Source organism: Paraburkholderia steynii, assembly GCF_900100565.1.
Lineage (GTDB): Bacteria > Pseudomonadota > Gammaproteobacteria > Burkholderiales > Burkholderiaceae > Paraburkholderia > Paraburkholderia terrae.
This window is the reverse complement of the sequence record NZ_FNDI01000016.1, coordinates 86,888-111,804: the sequence shown is the minus strand read 5'-3', so window position 1 is coordinate 111,804 and position 24,917 is coordinate 86,888. Positions and strand designations below refer to the sequence as shown.

Annotated in this window: 21 protein-coding genes; 8 read left to right on the top strand and 13 right to left on the bottom strand. The window is 58.6% G+C overall.

Annotated elements, in window-relative coordinates; genetic code table 11:
• Positions 1-16: 16 nt before the first annotated feature.
• Positions 17-1,096, bottom strand: coding sequence for a hypothetical protein (locus tag BLT65_RS26735; RefSeq protein WP_091782975.1), 1,080 nt, complete (start codon positions 1,094-1,096; stop codon positions 17-19).
• A gap of 1,227 nt (positions 1,097-2,323) precedes the next feature.
• Between BLT65_RS26735 and BLT65_RS26730 the strand changes: the two genes are divergently transcribed.
• Positions 2,324-2,614 (top strand): hypothetical protein, encoded by a 291-nt coding sequence (locus BLT65_RS26730; RefSeq protein ID WP_091782972.1) that lies wholly within the window; start codon positions 2,324-2,326, stop codon positions 2,612-2,614.
• Between the two features lie 918 nt (positions 2,615-3,532).
• Here BLT65_RS26730 and BLT65_RS26720 read toward each other — a convergent pair.
• Entirely contained in the window at positions 3,533-4,375 is an 843-nt protein-coding gene (locus BLT65_RS26720) for a MipA/OmpV family protein (RefSeq protein ID WP_091782966.1), read from the bottom strand.
• Between the two features lie 327 nt (positions 4,376-4,702).
• On the opposite strand from BLT65_RS26720, the gene BLT65_RS26715 reads away from it, so the two are divergent.
• Together BLT65_RS26715 and BLT65_RS26710 are read left to right on the top strand one after the other, a co-directional pair.
• On the top strand, positions 4,703-5,416 hold the full coding sequence (locus tag BLT65_RS26715; protein WP_091782963.1) for a response regulator: 714 nt from the start codon (positions 4,703-4,705) through the stop codon (positions 5,414-5,416).
• A complete protein-coding gene (locus BLT65_RS26710) occupies positions 5,413-6,792 on the top strand; it encodes a sensor histidine kinase (protein WP_091782960.1) in 1,380 nt (459 codons plus the stop codon). The genes BLT65_RS26715 and BLT65_RS26710 overlap by 4 nt, the downstream gene beginning before the upstream one ends.
• 141 nt (positions 6,793-6,933) lie before the next feature.
• Here the strand turns inward: BLT65_RS26710 and iolG are convergent, their stop codons facing one another.
• The 3 genes from iolG to BLT65_RS26695 all read right to left on the bottom strand — a co-directional run bounded on the left by iolG (position 6,934) and on the right by BLT65_RS26695 (position 9,897).
• The gene (gene iolG / locus BLT65_RS26705; RefSeq protein WP_091782957.1) at positions 6,934-7,944 is read right to left on the bottom strand and encodes an inositol 2-dehydrogenase; all 1,011 of its coding nucleotides are present in this window, start codon (positions 7,942-7,944) and stop codon (positions 6,934-6,936) included.
• Positions 7,945-8,028: 84 nt separating this feature from the next.
• Positions 8,029-8,802, bottom strand: a complete 774-nt coding sequence (locus BLT65_RS26700; protein ID WP_091782954.1) for a TIM barrel protein — start codon at positions 8,800-8,802, stop codon at positions 8,029-8,031.
• 75 nt (positions 8,803-8,877) lie between these two features.
• Positions 8,878-9,897, bottom strand: a complete 1,020-nt coding sequence (locus BLT65_RS26695) for a sugar ABC transporter substrate-binding protein (protein WP_042309580.1) — start codon at positions 9,895-9,897, stop codon at positions 8,878-8,880.
• Positions 9,898-10,056: 159 nt separating this feature from the next.
• Between BLT65_RS26695 and BLT65_RS26690 the strand changes: the two genes are divergently transcribed.
• Positions 10,057-11,712 (top strand): extracellular solute-binding protein, encoded by a 1,656-nt coding sequence (locus BLT65_RS26690; RefSeq protein ID WP_091782948.1) that lies wholly within the window; start codon positions 10,057-10,059, stop codon positions 11,710-11,712.
• A gap of 186 nt (positions 11,713-11,898) precedes the next feature.
• Positions 11,899-12,318, top strand: a complete 420-nt coding sequence (locus BLT65_RS26685; RefSeq protein ID WP_091782944.1) for a DUF3830 family protein — start codon at positions 11,899-11,901, stop codon at positions 12,316-12,318.
• Between the two features lie 184 nt (positions 12,319-12,502).
• Here the strand turns inward: BLT65_RS26685 and BLT65_RS26680 are convergent, their stop codons facing one another.
• A complete protein-coding gene (locus tag BLT65_RS26680; protein ID WP_091783196.1) occupies positions 12,503-12,826 on the bottom strand; it encodes a DUF4148 domain-containing protein in 324 nt (107 codons plus the stop codon).
• A gap of 585 nt (positions 12,827-13,411) precedes the next feature.
• On the opposite strand from BLT65_RS26680, the gene BLT65_RS26675 reads away from it, so the two are divergent.
• Positions 13,412-13,690, top strand: a complete 279-nt coding sequence (locus BLT65_RS26675; protein ID WP_042309450.1) for an HU family DNA-binding protein — start codon at positions 13,412-13,414, stop codon at positions 13,688-13,690.
• A 480-nt stretch (positions 13,691-14,170) separates the two neighbouring features.
• Here BLT65_RS26675 and BLT65_RS26665 read toward each other — a convergent pair whose 3' ends face one another.
• Positions 14,171-14,452 (bottom strand): hypothetical protein, encoded by a 282-nt coding sequence (locus tag BLT65_RS26665; RefSeq protein WP_143036558.1) that lies wholly within the window; start codon positions 14,450-14,452, stop codon positions 14,171-14,173.
• A 301-nt stretch (positions 14,453-14,753) separates the two neighbouring features.
• On the opposite strand from BLT65_RS26665, the gene BLT65_RS26660 reads away from it, so the two are divergent.
• Positions 14,754-15,056 (top strand): DUF4148 domain-containing protein, encoded by a 303-nt coding sequence (locus BLT65_RS26660; protein ID WP_042309443.1) that lies wholly within the window; start codon positions 14,754-14,756, stop codon positions 15,054-15,056.
• 239 nt (positions 15,057-15,295) lie between these two features.
• On the opposite strand, the gene BLT65_RS26655 is transcribed toward BLT65_RS26660, so the two are convergent.
• Positions 15,296-16,072, bottom strand: a complete 777-nt coding sequence (locus tag BLT65_RS26655; protein WP_042309442.1) for a DUF4118 domain-containing protein — start codon at positions 16,070-16,072, stop codon at positions 15,296-15,298.
• A gap of 1,011 nt (positions 16,073-17,083) precedes the next feature.
• Positions 17,084-17,500 (bottom strand): cupredoxin domain-containing protein, encoded by a 417-nt coding sequence (locus BLT65_RS26650; protein WP_007732384.1) that lies wholly within the window; start codon positions 17,498-17,500, stop codon positions 17,084-17,086.
• Positions 17,501-18,263: 763 nt separating this feature from the next.
• Between BLT65_RS26650 and BLT65_RS26645 the strand changes: the two genes are divergently transcribed.
• Positions 18,264-19,454 (top strand): TIGR03118 family protein, encoded by a 1,191-nt coding sequence (locus tag BLT65_RS26645; RefSeq protein WP_091782934.1) that lies wholly within the window; start codon positions 18,264-18,266, stop codon positions 19,452-19,454.
• 579 nt (positions 19,455-20,033) lie between these two features.
• On the opposite strand, the gene BLT65_RS26635 is transcribed toward BLT65_RS26645, so the two are convergent.
• From BLT65_RS26635 to BLT65_RS26620, 4 genes are all read right to left on the bottom strand, one after another.
• Entirely contained in the window at positions 20,034-21,752 is a 1,719-nt protein-coding gene (locus BLT65_RS26635; RefSeq protein WP_091782929.1) for a tetratricopeptide repeat protein, read from the bottom strand.
• Between the two features lie 188 nt (positions 21,753-21,940).
• Positions 21,941-22,204, bottom strand: a complete 264-nt coding sequence (locus BLT65_RS26630; protein WP_091782926.1) for a hypothetical protein — start codon at positions 22,202-22,204, stop codon at positions 21,941-21,943.
• 89 nt (positions 22,205-22,293) lie between these two features.
• The gene (locus tag BLT65_RS26625; protein ID WP_091782923.1) at positions 22,294-23,832 is read right to left on the bottom strand and encodes an efflux transporter outer membrane subunit; all 1,539 of its coding nucleotides are present in this window, start codon (positions 23,830-23,832) and stop codon (positions 22,294-22,296) included.
• Positions 23,829-24,905, bottom strand: coding sequence for an HlyD family secretion protein (locus BLT65_RS26620; protein WP_091782920.1), 1,077 nt, complete (start codon positions 24,903-24,905; stop codon positions 23,829-23,831). Before BLT65_RS26620 ends, BLT65_RS26625 begins: the two co-directional genes overlap by 4 nt.
• Positions 24,906-24,917: the final 12 nt, after the last annotated feature.

Sequence of the window (24,917 nt, the reverse complement as noted above, 5' to 3'; positions counted from 1 at the left end):
GCGGCGCTTGCGACGCTCAATCCGGTAAATCGATCACATAGAAGCGCAGCGGGCCACCATCGATCTCAACCTCTTTCTTTTCAGGCGCGACGTTGTCCCATCCTCTGACGGTCTCCTCGGTCTTCACGGTTGCATCTTTGGTTTTTTCGAACTTGTATACGGTCATCGGCTGGGTTCCCATCCCGGTTACTTTCTTGAAAACTCCGCTGAAATCCGGGTTGGCAGAGGCGTGAATCGTAAAGCCCCCCACTTTTGTCGCGCAGTTTGAAGCGTTGTTCGGCACTTCGGCTGAAGCAATGACGTGCAAGTCCAGATCGGCGGCTTGCATATGTTCTTTCAGCATCCCCAGGCTGTGGTCGAGGCACACCTCGAAGCCGACCTTTAGCTTGCCTATCGCCGTAAAGCCGTCTTCCCTTCCAGGCACATAGATGCCTTTCTCCGAATCCTCGAAATAGTCGCCCATGTTGGATTTCTTTCCGTAACTGAAAATCCTTTGACGGTCGAAGAACACATAGGTCCGATTGTTGATGAGGAGCGAATGCTTCATACCCCCCGACCCCGAGATGATCTTGTTCTTTTCAAAGAGGCTCAGTTCTTCCAGGCTTTGCTCGTAGTGGGCTTTCGACGCGGTCGTCGTCTTGTCCGAGGCTTCATATGTCATGTAAGGTTTGATCGGGATGTTCCTCGACTTCACCCCTGCAACGGCCGTTCGCACGGGGCTAATCGCCTGCTGCACGCTTTTGATCGCCTCGGCGACCGTTTCACTCGTGATGCGTTCCTTGAAGACAATCGTGCCGGGAATCAGGAGCATGCCGGGGCAAGTGCTTGCCATCGACTTGATTTTCTCGAGAATCCAGTCGCGCCTGAGTGTCGTCATGGCGGTCGTACCGGTGTTGTCTTTGCGAGGCTGCGTGAACAGAAACTCGGGCGCAACAAAGATGCTTGAGAGTAGGCCGTCGGCGGTTTTTGAACCTAGCGTGGCTGCCATCTCCTTCGTTGCAGAAACGGCCTTCCCCAGAGGGATCAGCGTCTCGTAAGAAAAATTCCGCTTTGCGTGCGTGTCTCGCGACCACAATCCCACCAGGACTTTGCCCATCACTTTGGCCCTAACTTAAGCGTCCGTTGTTTCCGGGATCACCGCATCCACGGAGACCCGTCGCCTGAGCATGCAACCTCAGCCCGCGCGCTGCCCGGCCAATCTGGACGGGGATGCGCCAACAAGCCCAAATACGTTATAGAGGAGCGCCTACTGCGCGGCAAGGTCCGTCGCAAACGCCTATCGTCCGTCATCAGCGGCGGTGGTATTCCCAGCCCCTGTGCCAGCCACCGCCCTGCCCATTGCCATAGCCATAGCCGACGGGTGGCGCTCTATACACGACTGGCGGAGGATTGGACCGATAGACATAGGTACCCGGCGCCCCATAGGCACCCGGTGGTGCATAGTGGGATTGGTAGACTACCGGCGGCGGTGGTGCAGGAATCGGCATGTAATAGCCACCCGCATTGGCTTGAGCCAAAGCTGAGGCGGGTGCGCAGACGGCCACCGCGATTGCCAGCAGTGAGATTGCGTGCTTCATGATGTGACTCCCCTCGGTTCGCCAATTCGCCCCGACTGTGAGATCGCCGTTTGAAGCATAGTCGCTCGACGCACCAGCAATGAAACCGTCCGCGCTCATCTGTAACGGTGGGTAACGCGCTTGTGTCCTCGTCGGCAAGCAAGGCACGGGAGGCCATCAATGACCGCGACGGTCATGGTCAGCCAAGGTCGGTCATGCGTGGCTTCGGCCAGGCACTTTGCATCGTCGTTAGCCGTTTAATGGTTCCGGATGTCAAGCGATCGTGAGCGGCGGTGAGGGTCGATTAAGCCCGTTGCAAGAATTCGGCGCTCGAAACGATTCATCAGGCCGGACCGGGCGACGCACTGCAGACGGGGTCCCAATTACTGGTCACCCCGAAAATCGAAATTCACCCTTGCGAATAATGCGCTTAATTATTAGCGACAGCGTTCCTAAACTTGTTGTCGGCTGCCACGGGCTCGGCCTCATTGGCTAGCGCATGAAGTGATTGAGGCATACAGGGCACCGTGCGTCTAAACGAAGTGCCGATCATCTGCGAGGGTCTTAGCGGACGTAGATCCTTCCGGGAACTGGCTTATACGTTTCGTTGATAGCGCTGAGCGTAGATCTGCAGTCGGCAACACGTGTGCCACTGCAAACGATCGCGTGAGATCGGTCGCCACACGCCGTGGCATACAACGAACGCCATGGAGAAATACCAATGGACCATTGCGTCTAATTTTCAGTCCCATCAGGAGGAACAGATCATGAACAAGACAAGCAGCACTTTGCTCGCGGCCGTCGCTGCACTCACGCTGTCGGGCGGCGCTTATGCGCAGAGCAACAACACGCTGGCGACCCCGAGCACCGTGTCGCCAGCCGCCAAGACAACGAGCGACTATGGCACACCTGGCGGCACCAACTCGGACAGCGGCACGGGCACCCGTTCGCCGAACTCGAGGGCGCAGAGCACGAACAGTAGTTCGACGCCCGCCACTAGCGCTTACGGGGTCAACAACACGCTAGCGACTCCGAGCACCGCTTCGCCCGTTAAATAGCAGCAATCAAGACCGACAACCCGGCGCAACCAAACGCAAAGCTGACAGACGCTTCAATTGCGCAGAGCGCGATTGTCAGTGTGGCTACGCCGTCGCTATGTGCGGTTCGTTCGCCATACGCCAGTCAGGCGAACGGCCGCTACAGCGACATGTAGGGGTGCCGCTCCGGGGTCGACACCGGTCTGTCTGCCATGGTGATGTAGCCCTCGCCGCGACAAACAGGCAGATCACTTCGAGTGCGACCAGGCATGTGGGCTCGAGCGCGCCGAGCGGTTCGGATAGTCGCGGCTGACGACTTCTACGGTTCCAGACGAGCGGCACGCTAGGGTCAGTGATCCGCTTGCCGCGCTGTATCACGGTCCTGACTTTGGCTGCGTGAGTGCAGGTTGAAGACATCAAAGTGGGAAAGTGGTTCGAGATCGCTGATGGCGTTGACCTTGTCGCGCTCGCGCTACCTGGCGATGCCGCCCCCGAGTCGTTGCTCATGATGGTCTGGCAATTCGTGAGCGACTCCTTGGACTCGCTCTCACACCGCCGAACAAAGCCAGAGCGTGCCGGCAAGATAGTCGAACACCAGCAACAGTGAGAACAAATAAAGCCATCAGAGCTCCGTGGACGAATCCGCCACAGAGGTCGAGCCGATTGGGAGCGTCGATAACGAACCCAGTACGGCTATGAACTGAGCTCTCGTCACTCCGCCTGGTCCTTGATACAAGATGTCGTCTCGCCTGATCTGTTCATCGGTTGATGCACAACCAGCCAGCGTGCATGCGAGAGCGAGCGAGAGAGTCATCGTGATTCGCTTGCCTTTCATATCCTTACTCCGCCTCACTACGCGTAGCCACCCCTGTGGGTAAATTGTGGATCGGCGGAAACAGTCCGCTGCAAATGGTCAGTTGCAACGCACCGCGCGTCGGACTAAAAGACGTAATTCGCGAAGGCACCGTACGTCGTCTGCGTTTTTTTCTCGACAATTGGGCTGTTGCCCACAGCACCCGGTAGCCTCGATGCCGTCACTCTCGCACCCAGACTCCAGTGCTTGTTCAGCAAGTAGTTGGCAGCAGCGGTGATGCGAACTGCCGCGACGCCTGACCCCGGCGCATATGCAGGCAATCCGGATCGAACGCTATCCTCAGCGTTGATACCAAAGAACGTCTGATTGTATTGGGCGCTGCCCCATGTGACGCCCGGCCCGGCTGTCAACGTCAACTTGCCGATTGGGCTGTATTTGCCCAGCACGTCCAGCGAAGCAGTCCCTCCTTCATGTTTGCCAGCAACGTCTTGAGAAACTGCGCCAACGACGGAGAGCCATTCGATGTTGTAGCTCGCGAACAGGGTTGCGTGCGCTGTACGGTCGATATCGGGTAATCCGCGCAGATGGTCGTCATCGGATGTCTCCCGTGGGTTGACCAGATCGTAGGAGAGCGCCACTCCCACGCGAACGTTTTCACCGCGGTAGAGATATGCACCTAGCCCAAAAGGCACATTTGCGTCCGGGACAGATCCGAAAAAGAAGCGACCATAGCTAACACCAACGAGTGGTGCAGGCTGGAATCGGGATGCACTTGCTCCTGGATACCTGGGTGTTACGAACGCGCCTAAGCCGAGTGAGTACCGCCAGCCGTCGTCCGTCACGTCCCTGCTCATAGAGGCTACTGCGGCGGGTGCCGTAGCGGTCTGTGCGAACACCGGCAACGCAGAAAACATAGTGGTAAAAGCGACAAGACGTCCCACGCGATCGGGACGTTTCATAAAGGGCATGTAATTCTCCTGGGCTGCGCTGAACACGTAGACGTAAAGGCGCCAATCCGGTAGTGGTTTTCGGACGTCCCTCTTGGTCGGAAGAGACGGCGTTGCTCTGCCGGGTCACGTCCGTATTTCGAAGGTCTACGGATTGAACATCGTTGCGACGCCAGGCAATTCCGATGAGAAACGACCGGTCGAGGAGCGACAGATTACGCAGGAAAATTATCGGTATGATGTGCGGTTTGTTTCGGCACAGACTCTTTGTGTCTGCGCTGAAATATTCGTGAAATGTGCTGAAATCAGGGGCCGCGCCGCTCCGGTTAGCATTGGAAAATGACTTATATGCCGCACATTCTGGTGGTTGACGACGAAGAGGACATCAGGTCCTTGCTGACGGGGTTTTTTCGCAAACATGGCCACGAGGTTAGCGTTGCGACGAATGGAGAAACCCTGTTCGCCACACTCGAGCAACACGCCATTGACCTCGTCATCCTGGACGTCATGCTGCAGGGAGAGGATGGTTTCAGTCTCTGCCGGCAGTTGCGCGCGACATCGAAAATACCGGTCATCATGCTGACCGCAGTTGACGACCATGTGGACCGGGTGGTCGGACTGGAAATCGGTGCCGATGATTATCTGGTGAAGCCGTTCGACGCAAGAGAGCTTTTGGCGCGGGTGAAAGCGGTATTGCGACGGACCACACAAATGGACGCAGTGGCAATCGGAACGCCAACAAGACCTGTACTCTCGTTTGCCGGATGGCGGCTCGACATCGCAAGGCGCGAACTCCGATCCGCAGACAACACGCTGACCATACTGTCCAGTGGAGAATTCGATCTTCTGCTTGTGTTTGCGGAGCATCCGCAACGGGTGCTGACCCGAGACCAGTTGCTCGATCTGGCTCGAGGTTCGGCGCGCGAAGTCTACGATCGAAGCATCGACGTTCAGGTGGCCCGACTTCGCCGCAAACTTGATATGGACACGGATGCCGAATCTGTCATTCGAACCGTGCGAGGAGGGGGATATATGTTCACGCCACTGGTTCGCCGCGGATGAGTATCAAGCTCCGGGTACCAGACACAATCGCATGGCGTATAGCACTCACCGTTGGTGCCGCGATTGTTAGTGTGCTTGTCTTCAGTGTGCTGTTTGACCGCTTTCTAGGTCCGTCACCGGCAGAGAATGCCGGACTGGATAGAGCCGACGATGCTATCCGGATGATCGAAGTAGCCCCGCCGAACTACCGCCAGCAATTGGCTGACACGATTACATTTGCGGACAAGACGTATTGGTATCAACCTGGCGCCCCAATTGCCCAACGGTTGGCGGCAGCAGATCCGCACCGTCGGTATCCAGACGCGATGGCCCGGTTCTGGGACAACGGACACGAGCGTCACACGATGATTTTTACCTCGACGGATCAGTTGTCCACAGGGATGGATTTTGATCGGGTTGCGCATCCCAATGCCTATTTCATGGCTGTTCAGCTACGCGACAGCAGTTGGATACTATTCATCAAGAACCGTCGTCCGTGGGAGAACCCTTTACCCACCAACCTGGCGCCAACGCTTGTGTCCGTTGCGTTGCTGATTCTCGCAGCGTCTATGCTTGCCACCTACTTTCTGGCAAGACCGATCAGGCAATTTGCAAACGAGCTTCGTCAGATAGGGGGCGACCCTCGAGCTGGCCCGATCAACGAAGCCGGTCCAAAAGAGTTGCGTTCAGCGATCGAGGCATTCAATGCACTCCAGGCGCAGCTCCGAAAATTTGTTGATGACCGCACGTTGATGCTGGCAGCGATATCACACGATCTGCGGACGCCTCTTACAAAGATCCGCCTGCGGGGAGAATTCATCGAAGACGAGGAACAGAGGGTGCGTCTCTTCCGTGACGTAGACGATTTGCAGGCAATGGCAGACTCTGCTTTGTCGTTTTTCAGGGACGACTACAAGGACGAAGAAGCGACGCTTTTTGACTTCGCTGGACTGCTACGAACCATCGCAGACGACTATAGCGATCAAGGAGCACCCGTTCGGTACGCCGGACCAGCCCGTTTCGCGTTAAACGGACGACCATTTTCGTTGCGACGCGCATGCATGAACCTCGTCGACAACGCCGTGAAATGGGGAGGAGGCGCCGATCTGGAATTGACCTGCGACCCGACAGGCGTAACGCTGCTCGTCAGTGATCGAGGCCCCGGCATTCCCGCTGAGGCGCTGGAGCAGGTGTTCAGTCCGTTCTTCCGGGTCGAGCAATCCCGAAACCGTTCAACAGGCGGGATGGGGCTTGGTCTGACTTCAGCGTTGGCCGTAATACGCGCCCATGGAGGCGATATCAAGCTTGCCAACCGGCCAGGCAATGGTCTGGAAGTGTGCGTGACACTCCCAGTAGCATCGATGATTTCGGGAATTCGTCAAACCTCAAAAACGTAGGTATGGGCGATCAGGAGATGCATTGCGTACGGTCGATTTGTCAGATAGCTCGACGTCGTGAGGTTTGTGAACGCTTTCCGTTTCCTGTCAGATCTTTTTTGCAGTGAGACAGGCACGGTCCATCAAGCTTGCCAGACGGGCTCATCGTGCCGAGAGCATGTCCGGCAGGATCGTCGCAATCTCCCCGGTCCGCGCAGATCGTGCCGCGGCCTCCGCACAGGCGAGTGCCGCGATGCCATCTTCAAGCGTGACGGGCATAGCGGAGTCGTCTTTGACTGCCTGGACAAAAGCGGCCCATTCCGCTTCGTAAGCCCGCATGTACCGCTCCAGAAAGAAGTACACCGGCTTCGCAGTTAGCGTGCCTTCGCTCGTGATTTTTTCGACGGTATTTTCGAGGACGTTCCTGGCAGACAACAGACCCTGCGAACCCAGCAGCTCAATGCGCTGATCGTATCCATATCCGGCGCGGCGAGAGTTTTTGATGACGGCAATGCGCCCGTCTTTCCAGGTCAGCGTGACCACGGCCGTGTCCACATCGCCGGCCGCGCCGATTTCTGGATCCACGAGCGATGAGCCTGCCGCTACGACTTTCGTCGGCGCTCCACCCATCATCCAGCAGGCGATATCGAAATCGTGAATCATCATGTCGCGGAATAATCCGCCTGATCCTTTGAGATAGGAAACGGGCGGCGGAGCCGGATCGAAAGATGTGATGGACAGCAGTTCGGGCTTGCCAATTTCTCCAGCGTCGAGCGCATGCTTGAGCGCCGCGAAATTCGGATCGAAACGGCGATTGAAGCCGATCATGACGCGCTTGCCTGTATTCGCGACCCTGACCTGGCATTGGAGCGCGCGCTCCAGCGAGAGGTCGACGGGTTTCTCACACAGGACCCACTTGCCCGCGGCCGTGGCTCGCTCGATGAGGTCAGAATGGGTGTCCGTCGATGTCGCGATGAGCACGGCGTCGATCGCGGAATCGCCAAGGATAGCGTCGACAGAACGCGCCTCCGCGCCATATCGACTGGCAAGCGTGTGTGCCGCATCGGCGACGACGTCGGACACCGCGACGAGCTTGCAGTCGCGATTCGCAAAGATGGACTTGGCATGCACCTGGCCGATCCGGCCGGCGCCCAGCAGGGCAACGTTTAGCATTAAAGATCGTTCCATTCAAGGAAGGTTAGCGATGGGCCGTGATGTTTCGAGAGGTCCGGTTTCACGGCTATTGACTTCGTAAGGTCAGATCGAAAAGGCGTCCCGGAACCGTTGCAATGCAAGCTCATCGTCGCCACTGGCCCATGCCTCCATCGCGACCGTGCCACGGTATCCGGCTTGTGACAGTGCCCGAGCAATTGCCGGGTAATTGATTTCTCCCGTGCCCGGCTCGCAACGTCCCGGAACATCGGCGACCTGGATTTCACCAATGAAGGGCAATGCACTTCGGACGAGTTCGATGAGATTGCCCTCGCCAATCTGCGCGTGATAAAGATCGAGGTTGAGGCGCAGATGCGGACTGTCGACTGCCTTCACGAGAGCAAGCGTGTCGGCGGCTCTGGCGAACGGTACACCCGGATGATCGACGGCCGTGTTGAGGTTCTCAAGGCAGAACACCACTTCTGCGCGGCGCCCGAGTTCCGCCATGCGAGTCAGCGTACGCGCGGCGGCGAGCCACATCGGTCCCGTCACAGATGAAGTCGGCTTCACGGGCAATCCTTGACTATCTAATCCCGTACCATGCAGATTCAAACGAGGACAGCGCAGGCGCCTCGCTGCCTCGATGGATTGCTCAGCCGTTTCGACTAGCCGCTGAGCCCCGCTTTCCGTAATCAGGTCGCTTTCGATATATCCCGTCATCGAAGAGAACCTTGCGCCTGTCTGCTGTAATTCGGCAAGATCATGTCGGGTCCAGTCCCAGATCTCCACATGGAACCCGAGTTCGGCAATCTTTCTCACGCGCTGAGCGAACGGGAGATCGCGAAAAACCATTTCCGCGCATACGGCCAGTTGAAACATGGTGACCCTCTCAATGATTGGCGCTGTGAACCGGGACCTATGCGTGACACGCCGGCCCGCACGGCAGTGGTGTATTCAACGGTACTGTCCTGCGTATTTGTCGACGAGACCGACGTTCTCTTGCGTGACGAAGCCGGGTCCCGTATCGATACCGCTCGCCTGGAAGCGCGGCGTGAGTCCATAGGTGCGGATACGTTGCTGAAATTTCGGATTGGCTTGCAGGGTGGCGATTGCCTTCTGGATATCGTGCGTGTGCTCCTGCTTCATCAGCGCGAGCAACGCAATGGGGATGTAGCCCTGAAGGTAAGGTTGCTGGTCGATCGCGAATTTCACCGCACCCGCCTTGATCCCTTTATCGACTTCCGACGTCATGTCGAACGTGGCGAACCAGATCTTGCCGGTGAGGCCAAGCTTCTGAATGGCGCGCATCGCGGGCACCGCCGATGTCGGGCCGAGTGCCAACACCGCCTGCGTGTCCGGCTGCTTGTGCAGCGCTGCAAATACCTTGTTCTCGACCTCGATGGGATCATTCCCGGAGTCGAGCGTCGAGGTCTTGAAGTCGGCGCCGATTGCTTCCGCGAAGCCACGGCAGCGCTCGAATGAATCGGGATTGGTCGCGTTGTTGTTGACGCACAGGAAGCGCTTGATACCGGCAGCTTTCGCGCGTTCCCCAGCCTCCTTTCCCGCGAGATATTCCGGCTGGCCCACGTGCAGCAGGCCGCCTAGTTGCTGGTTCTGTTTCGCGGTGCCGGAGTTGAACGTGACGACGGGTATGCCTTTCGCGACGATCGTCTTCACGGGGCCACGCACGACATCGAAGTCGGCGATCGTGGTGGCGACGCCGTCGTAGTTGCGCGCGGCCGCCTGGTCGAGCAGATGAACCATGTCAGCGAGATCGCCGTTCGGCGGGTTGCGATAGTCGACGGAAACGTCGAAATCCTTTCCGGCATCGGCAATGCCATTCTTGACCACGTTCCAGAACGGGTCCGCATCGGGCGCGTGGGACACGACGACAAACCTCGCGCCCGCCGCCAGTGCGCTAGCACTGAATGCCAACGCCGCGAACGCGGCGATCAGCTTTGCTGTTCGTTTCATGCTCGTCTCCTGTTTCGATTCGTCCATCGCCGGTTGGGTTTCGGTCTGTGATGAATCGTAGGGCAGGAGCAGCACGCGAACGCCGCAATAAAATCGCCAAAATGGTTATTGTCATGTTTATCATTGGCTTACGAACACTCTTCCGGACGGAGACACGCTATGCATGCCCATGACCGGCTCGCGGCCATCGCCGTGCTCGACCGGGCGGGAGAGATATTGCGCAGTGAACTCGGCGATGAGGCGCAGGCCGTCTGGCCCGTTCTGTCAGCGCTCTTGCAGAGCCATCTGCAAGATCAGCCGGTGAGCATCACCACACTTGCCGATCTGTCCGGACTGCCGCGGACCAGCGCGCGCCGGATCATATTTGCCTTGAAAGCGAAAGGCTGGCTCGAGTTTCGCGCGACATCGGGCCTGGGTAGCCGGGCGACCATCGTCCCGTCGGCATGGTTGCTCGATCGCGTGGACAGAATCACCGAGCAGACGGTGCGGATGATCGTTGGCGCGACGGCTGATGGCACGCTTGATCGCTTTGACGCCGTCAACCTCAGTCGCGCAGGTGATGCTGGCGTTGCATGGCCGCATCCTGCGAGTGCCGGGTTCAACGATATCGTGGAGTTGACGCTCGTCGCTTACGAAGACCCCGTATTCGACATCCTCAAGCGCAACCGGCCGGATATCGAACGCTTCGTCGGTCATAGCGTGCGGATACTGACGTTTCCGCAGGTCGACTACCGCGCCAGGCTCGATCAGGTGCTCACGGACAAATCCACGCGGGATGAAACGAAGCCCTTGCTCATCGCGATTCCGTTCCCTTGGCTCGCGGAATTGTCGAAGGACGGACATCTGCTTGAACTCGAGAACCTGCAGGCCGAAAGCAATTTTTCTGGAGCGGACTTCTACGAAGCTATTTGGGCGGCAAGCTGGTTCGACAAAAAGCTATACGCCATTCCGTTGCAGCCTACCGTGGACTTTCTATGGTACAGGCAGGACTTGCTGGAGGCGGAAGGACTCGACCCGCCTCGCAGTTTCGACGATGTGCTTCGTATCGCAGAGCGGATGCATCGGCCGCGCCTCGGGCGTGCGGGCATTACGTGGAGTGCAGCGCCGGGGTTGCCGATCGCGGAAACGTTCCTGCAAATTCTCGGCGCGCAAGGCGCAGCAGAATTCGATGATGGCGTCCTGCAGGTCGATACGGAGATGGGGCGACACGTCATTGAATACCTCCGCGCGCTGGTTCCATTTTCTCCTTCTCGTGTGAGTAGTCTGGACTGGGCGCGCAATGCGCGGTTGTTCGGTGCAGGGAAGGCGGCTATGTGCTACCACTGGTCGAACCGCTACGGCGTGCTCGATAGTCACGCGTTGCTGCAACAGGGCGGGCGCGTGGGACTGCAGCTTCATCCGACTTACGCATCGGACATGGTGCCCCTGTCGCCGCTCGGCGGTGCATTGCTCGCGATTCCAGCGAGCAATCCGGAATCTGCTGCGAGGTGGGCATGGCGGGCCATCGAGACACTGACGTCGTCCGAGCTCACGAAATACTTCGTGCTACACGGGGCTGCGGGAAGTGCGCGCCAAAGCGTTGCGGAAGACCGTTACGTCAAGCAACGCAACCGCGTCATTGCAATGATCGATCGACTCGCGAATGACCGGCAGATCCAGACAATCCCGTCGCCGGCTCTCGCGAACTATCGTGATATGACGCAAACCTTGAGTGACCATCTCGAACTTCTTTTGTTCGACGGCGTTCAGGACATACGCAAAGGACTTGGGGCGCTTCAGCGCGCGCTGGCAAGCGGACGCAGGCGGAAGCGATAGGGTGCAGGAGCGTCTTAGGGAAGCCTGTAAAGCAGGTCGGGACACTGTCACGTATGCTCAAGCTATAGTCACTATGCTCGACAAGTCGTCTGTAACAGCGTCAAATTGCACATGAAACGGCTTTCAATTCCACCCGGTCGGCAAGGACCGGCGGCCCTCATCGCGTACTCGACTCTCAACGACAACATGAAAAAGATCATCGTGAACGCCGGCCCGTTCCGCTTCGTCGGCCGGCTGGAAGAAGAAAAGGCACCGCGCACCTGCCAGCGGTTCATTGAATTGCTGCCGTTCAGGAACAAAGTGATTCATTCCCGCTGGAGCGGCGAAGCCGTATGGATCCCGTTGGGCGACTTCGATACCGGCCTCGCGTTTGAAAATCACACCAGCCACGCATCACGCGGCGATATCCTTCTGTATCCCGGCGGATTCAGCGAAACTGAATTCCTGTTCGTCTACGGCAGCTCGATCTTTGCGAGCAAAATGGGTCAGCTTGCCGGCAACCACTTCTTTACGTTGCTCGAAGGCCATGAGCATCTTGAGGCGTTCGGCAAACTCGTGCTGTGGGAAGGCGCGCAGGACATCGAGTTTTCTCTGGCGGACAAATAGCGGTTCATCGATGAAGCCGTGAGCGCCTCCCATGACGATCGACTGTGGTCCGGCAAGGAGGCTGCGTTAACAAGAAATGGCCTGATCGTCTGTCGACGATCAGGCCGGTCCATGCTGATGGCAGATCGCTCGCGGCGTGCTACAGCCGAAGAAAGCTCATAGCAGGCCGGTGTTGTTGGCTGGCTTACTGTCCGCCAAAGTAGATCTGGCGCATTTCGTCTCCGGAGGCCGGATGGGTCGTTGCCCGAGATCCGGACGAGGACGAGACAGAAGCGGTTCCTCCATATCCAGTCGTGCTGTTGGCTGCCGACACACGCGCTTCAGCAGCCTGAATATCTGCAGGGTAATTGGGGTTTTCGCCTTTCGCGGGATCATAGCCTGCCTGTTCCAATTGCTGCAGTTCTGCACGTACCTGCGCTCGCGTTGCCGTGGCATCGGTCTGCGAGAAGGCGGCGATCGGCATTGCCAACGCTGAGGCTGCCGCGATTGTGAAAACGAACGATTTCATGATCAGCTCCTTCTGGTCGTCGGCACCCTGCAAAGGAATGTGATCCCGTGAAGCCACCGACGCTCAATCTGGCAAAACTCTGAACTATGCACGCGCATACGAATGTCACCGTACGCCCCATGCACACGGCCGATGAACACATCGACACCAACAAGACGATTGATACAGCCTGCAACGCAATATCTGCGACAGGCGTGTGATGAAGAACATCTTGTACGGGGTGTCAATTCAGTGCCTTGGCCGCACGCGTAACGGCACAAGGCGACGATACTCACCGATCTGAGGCTTTCATTGCCTTTCGCCTTCGAAAGGCGCAGCGCGGATAGATGCAATACGCCAATCAGCGAAAAACGGCGTGCAACTAACCGTCAGCCGCTTCTCCATTTTCGCTTAGCTTTCGCCAGAAAGCGGCTTATAGAAGCGGGGCGCAGGTCCGCACGCGTCATCCAGAAGTCGACGCGCTTTCCACGATAAACTTCCGCTCACGACACCGTCGCGTGAACCTCGTAGTTGCTTTCTACCTCATACCTGCGTTAGGGTGACGCCAGCCCGCATTCAGCGGAAGTTTTTTTAGGGAGAACACATATGAACAAACAGGAACTCATCGACGCCGTCGCCGCGAGCACGGGTGAAAGCAAGGCTAGTACGGGCGGCGCGATTGATGCCATCCTCGAGGTCGTGACGGCAGCAGTGACGCGTGGCGATACCGTCCAGCTGATTGGTTTCGGCTCGTTTTCGACGGGCGCTCGCGCCGAACGCACGGGTCGCAACCCGTCGACGGGCGAGGCCATCACGATCCCGGCAGCGAAGACCGTCAAGTTCACAGCAGGCAAGGGGTTCAAGGACGCTGTGAATGCGGGGTGAGATGCGCCGCATCTGATGACATGACGGGCGCTTAAAACTGAACATAGCACCTGTTCGTTTACGGGCGCATGGACTGCCATGTCGCCAGACTCAATGCAATATTCGATTGTTCCAGAAGTTGCAGGTTATCCCTGACTTTTGGTGCGAATTAATGCCCACCGGCCGTACCTGGCGGTGGGTATTTTTTTGTGGCAAGGAATCTGCAGAGAACGTGGATGACCCGGCAATCGCGCGGGACGTGTTTCAGGTTGATGCGCACCCACGCCGCACGCCAGTTCGATTCGTGCAATGCGGACAACGAAATCGACGCATCCGCCGTCTTACTGGATAAGAGCGCCGGGGCGGTTGACGTCTACCGAAGCGTGGCGTGGTTGGCGTCGATCACCGTCCGGTCCGTATCGCACAACAATGTCTCGCATGACGCCGAAGTTTTCGGCCGGCACCCGTTATAGGCGGACTGCGCAGTTCGGCGTGCGGCGCTCAATAACCGCCATCTGAGGAATTGGTTGTGCTGCCAGATGCGCCGTTGCCGCCTTGATTCTTGTCGCCCGCAGCCGCGGATCCCGAAACCACGATCATTCCGAGGCAAACGAGACACGCAAGAATCATTCGAAGTCGCTTCATGGTCATTTCTCTTGGCGAAGCTCGCAGGAAGTCCCGCGGAGGGATATCCAGCGAGGTATTAACCGCGCTATTAACGAAGATGCCAAGCATGCCGATGCATCGCGGACGCGTCGCGCGGTTCATCGCGAACGCAGGCATCGACATACTCGTAAACGTGGCGCGACGACGCCTTATTCCACACGCCGATTTTATCCCGGAGCCCGGATGAGGGATATTTGCCTGTCCGGCTGGTCTTACGCGTGCGCCGGTCCTTCCACGCGATGAGCTTGAGCAACCATGAACACCGGAATCGGCTCGACAGGCGCCACGAGCGTCTCGCCGAAATCCACATTCGATGAATGAACGACTACTGTATGGTTCCTCGCCTATTCTTTGATGGACTGACCGCGAAACATTATGCGCAAGTCAGCCGGAGCCATTAACCAAGAGGTGGGCCATTATGAAGACGTTAGTCCACGCAGTTTGCGCGGTTGCCGTGATTGGTGTGCCAATTGCATCATTGGCGCAGTCGGACGGGGCGCTGACCCACGCGCAAGTGCAAGCAGAGATCGCTCAGCTTCAGCAAGCCGGCTACAATCCGGCCAATGCGAATACTGTCGACTTTCCTGCAAATATGCAGGCCACCGACGCAAGTGCGGCTGGCCAGAGCAGCGGCTACGGCCCTGCGACCACCGGTTCGTCGCAGATGGGCCGTCCGGCCAGCACGAGTGGGATGAAGCCGGTGTTCTTCGGCGGGTCGTAAGCGTTTTCGGCTCACCAGGTCGGGCGATGAGGAGCGCGCCGTCTCTGCTTGGCACGGTGCTGGCGTGTCATGTTATGCGCATCTGCCGAATGGTTTCGGCTGCCTCCTGAACGCCCAGAACCATCGTGACGAAGTCACCTCGACGGTTATACGACTGGACCGGATACAGCGTCCTTGCAGGCGTTTCGCATGAGGGCGCTCTTTACGGCGTACTGATTCCCGTCAACCGATCACAATCATCAATCTTCGATGCGCAGCACGAGAAAGTCACCGGCGTGGGTAGTGAAGCGCTCGCACACGCAATCGACGGGTTTCCAGTGACGTTCGCCCGACTTAAAGCGGATCCGGTAGTGACCGGGCGATAGTCCGCTACTGATGCGCTGAATATCGTCGTCGTGAACGTCCGCGTGTCGTGGACCTGGCGCGATGCCTTCCCCAATCGCACTGCCTGATCCGAAAGCAGCACTTTCGTCCATGTCTGGCGCACTAAACGACTTGTTCTCCAGCGCCTGAATCAGGATCAGCTCACGGCTGTGCTGCGCGATGTGATGCAGCATGCGGTGCATCTCGTTCGTCGCATGGCGCGCGAGCACGCGCTCATTGTCGTGGCGCAGCAGCATTTCGTAGCGCGACTGTGCGACCGCGGCGAGTAACTCGGCGCGGAATTGCGAGCGGCGCAAGCGCTCAACCAGCGTGATAACCAGTAACGTGATCAGCGGATAAGACACCAGCAATGCAATGTCGGACTGATCGAATATATCGAGGCGGCCGTAAGGCGGAACGAACAGGTAGTCCGCGAGGCACAATCCGCTGACCATTACGACAAGCGCAGGTGTAAGGCCACAGAAGTACTCGATCAGCACTGCTGCAATCAGAAATGCCGTGCCAGGCATGATCGGGCCAAGCAGTGGATGAAGCACCAGCCGGACAACAGCGGCGACGGCCAGCGCTGCCGCAGCGACGATCCAGCGGCGCGGACCATGTGGGGCCCAACGTCGGGCATTATTGACTTGCATGTAACACTGTCGTCGGACGATCGTTGTATCAGGGTTCTGGCGCCTCCGTGTAAGAGCAAGGGCCCGCAGACATCATAACTGAACTGATATTGACGAGCGGCTCGGTCCGGCGGTCGACTGCAACCATCGGCGCTATCAACTTGTGCAGGATGGGATAGTCCGGCGGAAGGTACAGCGAATGTATAGAAACAGGTCGACGGATTCTGGGTCACGTCGGTGAATTCGTACCAGGCGGCGAAGCGGATAACGAGTTGCTTACGATGGAGACTGCTCGAAATTACGCTAGCAAAATTAGCCAGCGCTGCGCAGGCGCTAGAGGCGAATATTGCCAAATGTTAAGGCACGCTTATCTGCGACTCGATCTCAAAAAAATATAGTTCTCAAGCTGAAAGTTCAGAAGCCGATAGACCATCTGCCAATACGGCGTAATTCTTGGAGAGGAATATGTCAATCCAGTCTATCGGGCAAAGTATGGCCCAATCGACCAGTACTACCCAAAGCGCACAATCGGTAGCAGATACGAAACCGGCCGACACAAAGTCTTCATCAACTCCATCGTCACCGTCTTACACGGTGAGCATCAGCAATGCTGGACGAGCCGCAATGCTCGAGGCAAGCGAGACGTCGGTCCAGACTGCACAAGAGGCAGGTCGCGGTGACCTTCAGGCGCAGCGGCTTTTGTCGCGGGAGCAGGCAGCAAAGACACAGTAATCGTTTTGATAGAACGGGGATCTTCCATGCAGCGCCTGGAAGATCTCCGAAGTCGGATGATGGTCGTCGACAACAAACTATTTATTCTCCGATGTGCTGCGATCTCCGCACGATGCGTGCCTCTCACGCTCTAGCGCAGCAGGTGGTTTCGAGAAGCTGCAGTTGGCAATGGAAACTTTCTCGTCGTTCTCTTTAAGGTTAACTTAAGGTTCTGAATTTAAGTGACGTGAGAAGCAGGTACGAAGCCATTGAGCCAAGTGCTATCGATCCGCCGCAAAAGCGGAACAGGCGTGCTTCGCCTCAGCGCGCAACGACGAACGATGTGTGCATGCCCATTTCATAGTGTCCCGGTCTGTTGCAAATCAGCACGTAGTGTCCTGGCGCAAGCTTCAATGACAGGCGCTTGGTCGAACCGCGTGCAAGGTCCTCCACTTCGCCCATTTTCTTGAACCGGCTTTCCGTGACCTGGCCTTTGTGGACAGGCAGATGTGCGTCGTCCATGTCTGTCTTCAGCACCACGAACTCATGTTCGGTGTCGCCGCTCGCTGCATTGTTCACTTCGAACGTGACACGCCCGGCACTCGCTGTGCCGGGATCGAGCTGAATCATCTTGTCCGTGAGCTTGACATGGATCGTCTCGTCCGCATTGCTGCTCAGCGGCGCAACGCCGAGCGCAATCGCCGCCAGCACGTACACAGTATGGTTTCTGTCGATCATGATGTTTCTCCTCGAAAGGGCTACATTGCCGCAAGACCGATCGAACCACAGTGCGGGATTCACCGGCCCCGAAAGCTCGTGGATCAACTGTTCTCTTGATGACCGCCGCGCGTAAGCAGGCACGTTCACCAATATGCATGGGTAAGAACCCTCGTCATCGTCGTGGCCGCTGAAGACCATTTATCGCGGCGCTCATAGCTTCGCCTTCACGCAACGGCACGAGCAGGCTTGCACGCATTGCGCGCGTGAATTCATCGCTGATGACGGACCCGTGCTCGCCAGTGCTGGCGAACCTCGCTGATAGAACGTGAGTGGGCATCGAAATATTCCGCCCGATGTCGCATGGGAAGTCGCTTTCTGGTGCGCGCTGTGCTGGCGCGCCCAAACGATTCGAGTGGCTTAACGGTTCGCAGACATGCTATCTGGATCACCAACGCGCCACTCTCTCATCGCTCCGTACCGCCATCATTCGACGTAGCGCATCTCGCAGCGAAGAATCTTTCCCACGGTCGACTTCGGAGGCGTATTGCGGCAATTGCAACAGCATGCTCGTCAAGCGCATTTGCAGAAAAGCACCGTGCTTCCGCAACCCATCGTGATCTTGTTGAACCAGCTGCTGTGGACCCCTGTCGCGCCATACGACCGGATGACAAGTGGAGGTTTTTGAAGAACAGGGGAATATTTGCAGGACAGCGGTCGTTTAGCCACCTGCGGCACCAACTCGCGGAACAATCTCTCACCAGTCAGACTAAGGAGGGTGACCATGTCGCAGGTCTCGTGGGGTCTCAAAGCAGTGGCCGTAATCGTTCTCGCGGCCGGTTTCACAATCGGGCATGCCGCTGACGATGATGCTTACGTCGTCACACCACTCGTGTCCAACCTGGCAGGCGCTGCCCCGAAGGTCGACGGGGTATTACAGAACGCTTGGGGTATTGCCTTTAGTCCGGCAGCAAGTCCATTCTGGGTCAACGACAATGCGACAGGCTGCTCCACGCTGTATGACGGAGAAGGGGCAAAGGTGGCGTTGCAGGTCTCCATCCCGCTGCCAGGCAATGTCATACCGGCCACCTCCTGTCATCCCGTCCTTGCCAACAATTCAGCCAATGCCACGCCTGCCGCGCCGACCGGAATCGTGTGGAATCCTTCACCGGCGTTTCTCGTGCCGGGTACCACTATCCCGGCCGCATTTATATTCGCGACCGAGGACGGCACGATTTCCGCTTGGGCCGGCGGGCTGAATCCGGCGAACAACGCGGTGATCGCGGTGGATAACTCGTCCTCTCCATCCGCCGCCAACGGGGCCGTCTACAAGGGTCTCGTTTTCGGTGTGAACGAGAAAGGAGCATTCCTGTTTGCGACGAACTTTCGCTCGGGTCGGATCGATGTATTCGGGCCAAGCGGCGGTACGAAGGGCTTGTTCATGCCCGCGACGACGGACGGCAACTTCACCGATCCGAACATCCCAGCTGGCTACGCGCCGTTTGGTATTGCGAACATCGATGGGGACCTTTTCGTCACATATGCCCAGCAGAACGCTGAGAGGCATGACGATGTTGCAGGTAACGGTCATGGATTCGTCGATGTATTCGATACCGACGGCCACCTGCTGCGCCGCTTCGCCAGCCGAGGGACGCTCGACTCGCCCTGGGGAGTCACGCGCGCGTCGTTTGCATTCGGCCGCTTCAGCGGCAAGATCCTGATTGGCAACTTCGGCAACGGCCGAATCAATGTCTTCAACAATGACGGTACGTTTGTCGATCAGTTGGAGAATCCATACGGCAACCCGCTGGCTATCGACGGATTGTGGGCTCTGACACTCGGTGGCGGCCGCAACTCGAGTCCGGACACGTTGTACTTCTCGGCAGGCCCTAACAAGGAGACCAATGGACTGTTCGGTACCATCGCTCCATTGAGCGGCTCTAAGACGAGAGCGTCCGCTCATCAAGGGCAATAGCAGGAAGTGGCGAGCGTGCGCGCGATGCGGCTGTAGTTGCCCTCACAAACATCGCGAACAAGATGAGCATGGACCTCTCCTGCATTGGTCGCCGTATCCATCGGCGGCCGCGCCCTCGTCCGGGTATCACGAATGCGACGTTTGACGTCAGTGTGAGATCGCGCGCCTGGAAGCCGTAATGGTGGCTACCGGGCGCCTCTCGGACTTCACTCGTCAAATTGTTAGTGCGCCGGTACGGTCGCCAGGAGCGGCAGCACTGCCACTTGGAGACATCGGCCACACCGGCACGCGGGCTCACTTATCTTTCCGGTCCGCGTGTTTGCATTAGCACTCCATGCTACGGGAGCGAACGAAATCGGTTCAGACGGGCTTATCGAACCGATCGGGTGTGCTCGCACTCCACAGCACTTCGAACAGACTGCACTCGAACGCAAAGAACTCCGCGCTTTGAATGGACAGCGGTATTTTCACATGCATGTTTTGATATGCTACATCCGTGTCCCGCAAAATCAACGATCTCGCCGCGCGTAGTCGGCTTGTCGACGCCCACAGCGTCACGTCAAATCCCACACCGCCCCTTCAAACCACCAAAGAACTCTCCGCGCTGAGCGCATCACGCAACTCATTCACCACACTATCCCAGTCACCGAGCGCTGGTTGCCTGAACAACCGAACGCCCGGATACCACGGACTATCTGTGCGATCGAGCAGCCACCGCCAGCACGTATCGAAGCGGTTCATGATCCATACCGGTTTATTCATCGCCCCTGCGAGGTGTGCAACGGCGGTATCGACCGTGATGACGAGATCGAGGTTTTCAACTAACGCAGCCGTGTCCGCGAAGTCATCGAGTTCATCGGTGTAGTCGATGATCCGCTCGCCGAACGCCTGCTTTTCGCGCAACTGCTGTGCGGCCGGACCTTTCTGCAGGCTGTAAAAGCGCACATGCTGCACATCGAAGATGGGCCTTAGCGTGTCGAGCCTCACTGAGCGCCGCGCATCGGTCTTCCTCAGCTCGGCGACATGCGGACGATTTCCGCCCGCCCATACAAGCCCAACCTTCATCGCAGGCGCGCCGTCGCTGGTGAGCCGTTGCGCCCAGCGCTGCGCATCCGCATTGTCCGCACAGAGATAGGGCGTCCCCGACGGAATACTCGCGAGGTCCGTCCCAAACGCGAGTGGCAAACTAAGCAGTGGCGCATGGCAATCGAAGGCTGGCAACGGTTGACCCTGCTCGACCAGTTCAGCGACGCCGCCAAGCGCCGCGAGAAGCCGCATCAGTTCCTTCGGCACTTCGAGGATGACTCGTGCGCCCATCGCAGCGACGAGCGGCGCATAGCGGCAGAACTGCAGCGTGTCGCCCAGCCCTTGCTCCGCATGCAGCAGAATGGTTTTGCCTTCGAGCGGAAATTCGCCGAGCCACAGCGGCTGTGCAAAGCTGCGCTGAGACGCCTTGATGCGATGGCGCTGCCAACGCCATTCGTATTCGCGCCAGCCCTGTTCGAGCCGACCCATTTGCAGCAGACACAACGCGTAGTTCCAATGCGCCTCGGCCCAATCGGCGTCCAGCGCGAGCGCTCGCTCGTAGGACTGCAGCGCTTCGTCGTGCAGCTTCATATCGACGAGCGTGAGGCCGAGATTGTTCCAGGCATCGACGAATGCCGGGGCGAGTTCGAGCGCGCGCTGATAGCTCGCTTGCGCGTCCTGCGGACGGTTCATGTCGCTCAGCGCGTTCGCGCGATTGCTCCATGCATCGGCATAACGGGCGTGCAGCGCGATCGCCTGATCGCAGCTCGCTAGCGCATCGGCGGGACGGTCAAGGTCGCGCAACACGCAGGCGCGGTTATTCCATGCCTGCGCAAGTTCGGGCTGCAAGGCGAGCGCCTTGTCGAAGCTCGCGAGCGCTTCCGCTGGCCGGTCGAGTCCCGCCAGCGCGTTGCCACGATTGTTCAGTGCATCGGGGAAGCCGGGTTGCAGCGCCAGCGCGCGGTTCGCGCTGGCCAAACCTTCGCCGAAGCGCCGCTGCGCGTTATAGGCGTATGCGAGATTCGAGTGCAACGGTGCCTGCTTTCCGTTGATCGACACAGCCTTCTGCAATAACCCGACACCTTCGTCGATGCGCCCCGCCTGTAACGACAGCGCGCCGAGCAGCTGGATCGCGTCAAAGTGCATGGGGCGCAGGGCGAGAATCTCGCGATAGATCTCCTCGGCTTCGGGCTGCGCACCGTTTTGCTGCATCGCCACGGCTTCGCGAAGCATCGCGTCGATGCGGCGCTGCTGATTTGCTGTTTTGCTCATACTCGGCAGGGTCGCCGGCACATTCGTGGACGCTTAGGGCCGGAATAGCCGGGTTAGATTCCAGTTGACCAGATGCCGTGCATTATCGCTGATGAACCTGGGTGCGTCGGGTTCGCTGGCTGACCCCGGGCGAAGTCGTGGGCTATTGCATCCCCGACCGACGGCTAACCCTGTCACCGACCTCGCATTTAGCTGCCGAAAAAGATGCTGCAGTAGCTGATGGGACCCGCACAGTTGTCACCCGACGCGCTGCCGCCACCAAGATGCCAAAAACCCCCCGCTTTCTTCTGCGACCCGGCCTGGTCCTTTCCAGTCACGCTACCGCCGTAGCCCGATTCCGACGCATTGCTCTGCTGCGACTGAACGGGAGGACTGCTTTCCTGAGCCTGTGACAAGGCGGGGACGGCGAGCGCCGTTGCGATGACTAAGGTGCGAAACAACAATTTCATCATGCTCTCCAAGGACGACCTGCCGCAGAAGCGTGTCCACGGCTTAAGAAAATCAATAAAGGGGAAAGGCGGCGTGCGTCGTCGTCGCTGCTTCAATGGCGCACATCCCTTTGCGCATACGACGACTCCCACCCGCCACCGAGTACCTTGCATAAGGTGATGAGGTTGGCGGCGGCGTCGGCCTTGCTTTGCTCGAGATTGCGCTGTGCGTCGAGCAATTGCCTCTGCACATTGAGCACGTCGAGAAAATCGACGGCGCCGGCCTTATACCGCTGACGCGCGATAGAAAGCGCCCTCAGATTCAGGCTCACGACTTCTTCCAGTCGATCATGCCTTCGCTGTTCAGCGTCATAAACGATCAACGCGTCATCCACTTCGCGCCAGGCCTGAAGCACGGTATGTTTGTAGACGATTGCCGCCTCCTGCTGTTGGGCCTCGCGTAACTGCAGCGTTCCCTTGAGACGTCCGCCTTCGAAAATCGGAAGCGTGATCGACGGTCCAACGACAAACTGACCCGACGCCCAATCAGCGAGATTCGAGAGTTGAAGACTCTGGAATCCGGCGCTGCCAGTCAGCGAGATGCGCGGATAAAAGTCCGCTTTCGCCATACCAATAGCTGCCGTCGCCGCGTGCAACTGTGCCTCAGCCTTTCTGATGTCGGGCCTGCGCTGCACCAGCTCGGACGGAAATCCAATCGGCACCTGATTGGGAAGCCCTGGCACGTCACGTGTCTCGGCGAGCATCTGTCGCAGCGCGCCGGGCTGCTCGGCCAACAACACGCCGATCGCATTGATCGTCGTTTCGCTGCGCGATTCGAGCGTCGGAATCAGACTTTCGATCGTCGCGACTTGTGCGGACGCGTTGGCCACGTCGAGATCGGTCGTCACGCCTTCACGTACGCGCGTTTGCGTGAGCTTCGTGGCGTCACGTGCAATCTCGAGATTCTGATGAGCGATCTGAAGCAGAGCCTGTGTGTCGCGCAGTTGAATGTAGTCGCGCGCGAGCTCGGCACGCGCCGACAGCAACACCGCGTTTCGCTCTTCGTATGAGGCATCCGTCAATGCAGACGCGGCTTCGACGCTGCGTCGAACCCGACCCCAGATGTCGACTTCCCATGACGCGTCAAAACCGAACTGATACAGGTTGTAAGCCGGCGAACCTTTGCTACCCGGCAACGGCGCGACGCCAAGTGGGGCACTCCCCGAAGCCGATTGCGTCTGGGTTTCCGTCGGCGAGACGCCAAGCAACGAAAGAATGCCGTTCTCGCTACCGCGCTCGCGGTTGTACGAAGCGGCGCCCGTGAGTGTCGGATATTCCGCGGCGCCTGCAACGCGCTGCTCGGCCCGGCTTTGCCGCAGACGGGCAGAGGCCGCCGCTACGTCGAGGTTTGCATCGGCCAGTTTCTGCTCGAGCGCATTCAGCGTGGGATCGTTGAACAGCAGCCACCAATCCGGATTGAACTCGGATTCAGCCGCCTTGCTCGGCGCCTGTGCGGTCTGGGTACGATTGAAGACATCGGGCGTGGTCGAGGTAGGACGTTCGAAATTGGGGCCCACCAGACAGCCGCTCAGTGCAAAGCAAAGCAAACCTGCCAACGCGGGCGTACGAATGGAAAACTCGCGCGCGTTCATTTGTTGTCCGCTCCCGCGATCGTCGCGTCGCCGTGCTTGCTAACCGCGACTTCCGCCTCGACAGAAAGCCCCACGCTCAATGCGGATGCCGCCTGCTGGCCCGGATCGATCGTGATCTTGACGGGCACGCGCTGCACGATCTTCGTGAAGTTGCCCGTCGCGTTGTCGGGCGCGATCGGCGCGAAGCTCACGCCGGTAGCAGGAGCCAGACTGTCGATATGCCCGTGGATGACAACGCCCGGAAAGCTGTCGACCTTGATCCGCACACGCTCGCCAGGCCGCATGTTGGTGATCTGGTTCTCCTGGAAGTTCGCGACCACATAGGCATCCGAAAGCGGCACGATCGCGAGCAGCGACGCGCCGGGTGTAACGAACGCGCCGACCCGCACCGAACGCCTGCCCACCTTGCCGTCCACCGGCGCATGAATCTCCGTGTAAGACAAGTTGAGCCTGGCCTGCTCCAGCACGGCCTCAGCGTGTGCCAACGCACCGGCAGCCTTGTCGCGCTGCGTGCGCAGCACGTCGAGATTCTGTTCGGTCGCAGCGAGCGCAGCACGGTCATGCGCCTGTTGCGCGAGTTGCTCGGCGAGCGCGCTCGAGGCGTGCTGATGCTCCTGCATCGTGCCCGCGCCGGACTCCGACAGGTTCTGGTAGCGCGCTGCATTTGCGCGTGCGAAATCGATCGATGCTTCGTCGGAACGCAGCGTGGCGCGCGCCTGATCGACGAGTGAAGGGTGACGCGCGATCTCGGCGTCGTAGTTCGCGACGGATGCCTTTGCGGCCGCCACGTCGGCCTGCGCAGTCAGCAACGCAGCCTGGAAGTCGCGATCATCGATACGCACCATCAATTGCCCAGCCTTCAACTGCTGGTTGTCCTCGACGAGTACCTCCGAGACCTGGCCGGCGATACGCGGCGCGACGAGCGTGAAATCCGCGGCGACGTAGGCGTCGTTGGTGGATTCGTAGTCCGGATTGGCAAGCAGCTTCGTACAACCCCAGGCGACGACGCCCAGCACGACCACGACCGCGGCGATACGAACCACTTTGGGGGGAATTCGGGTGAGGAATGACATATGAATCAATGG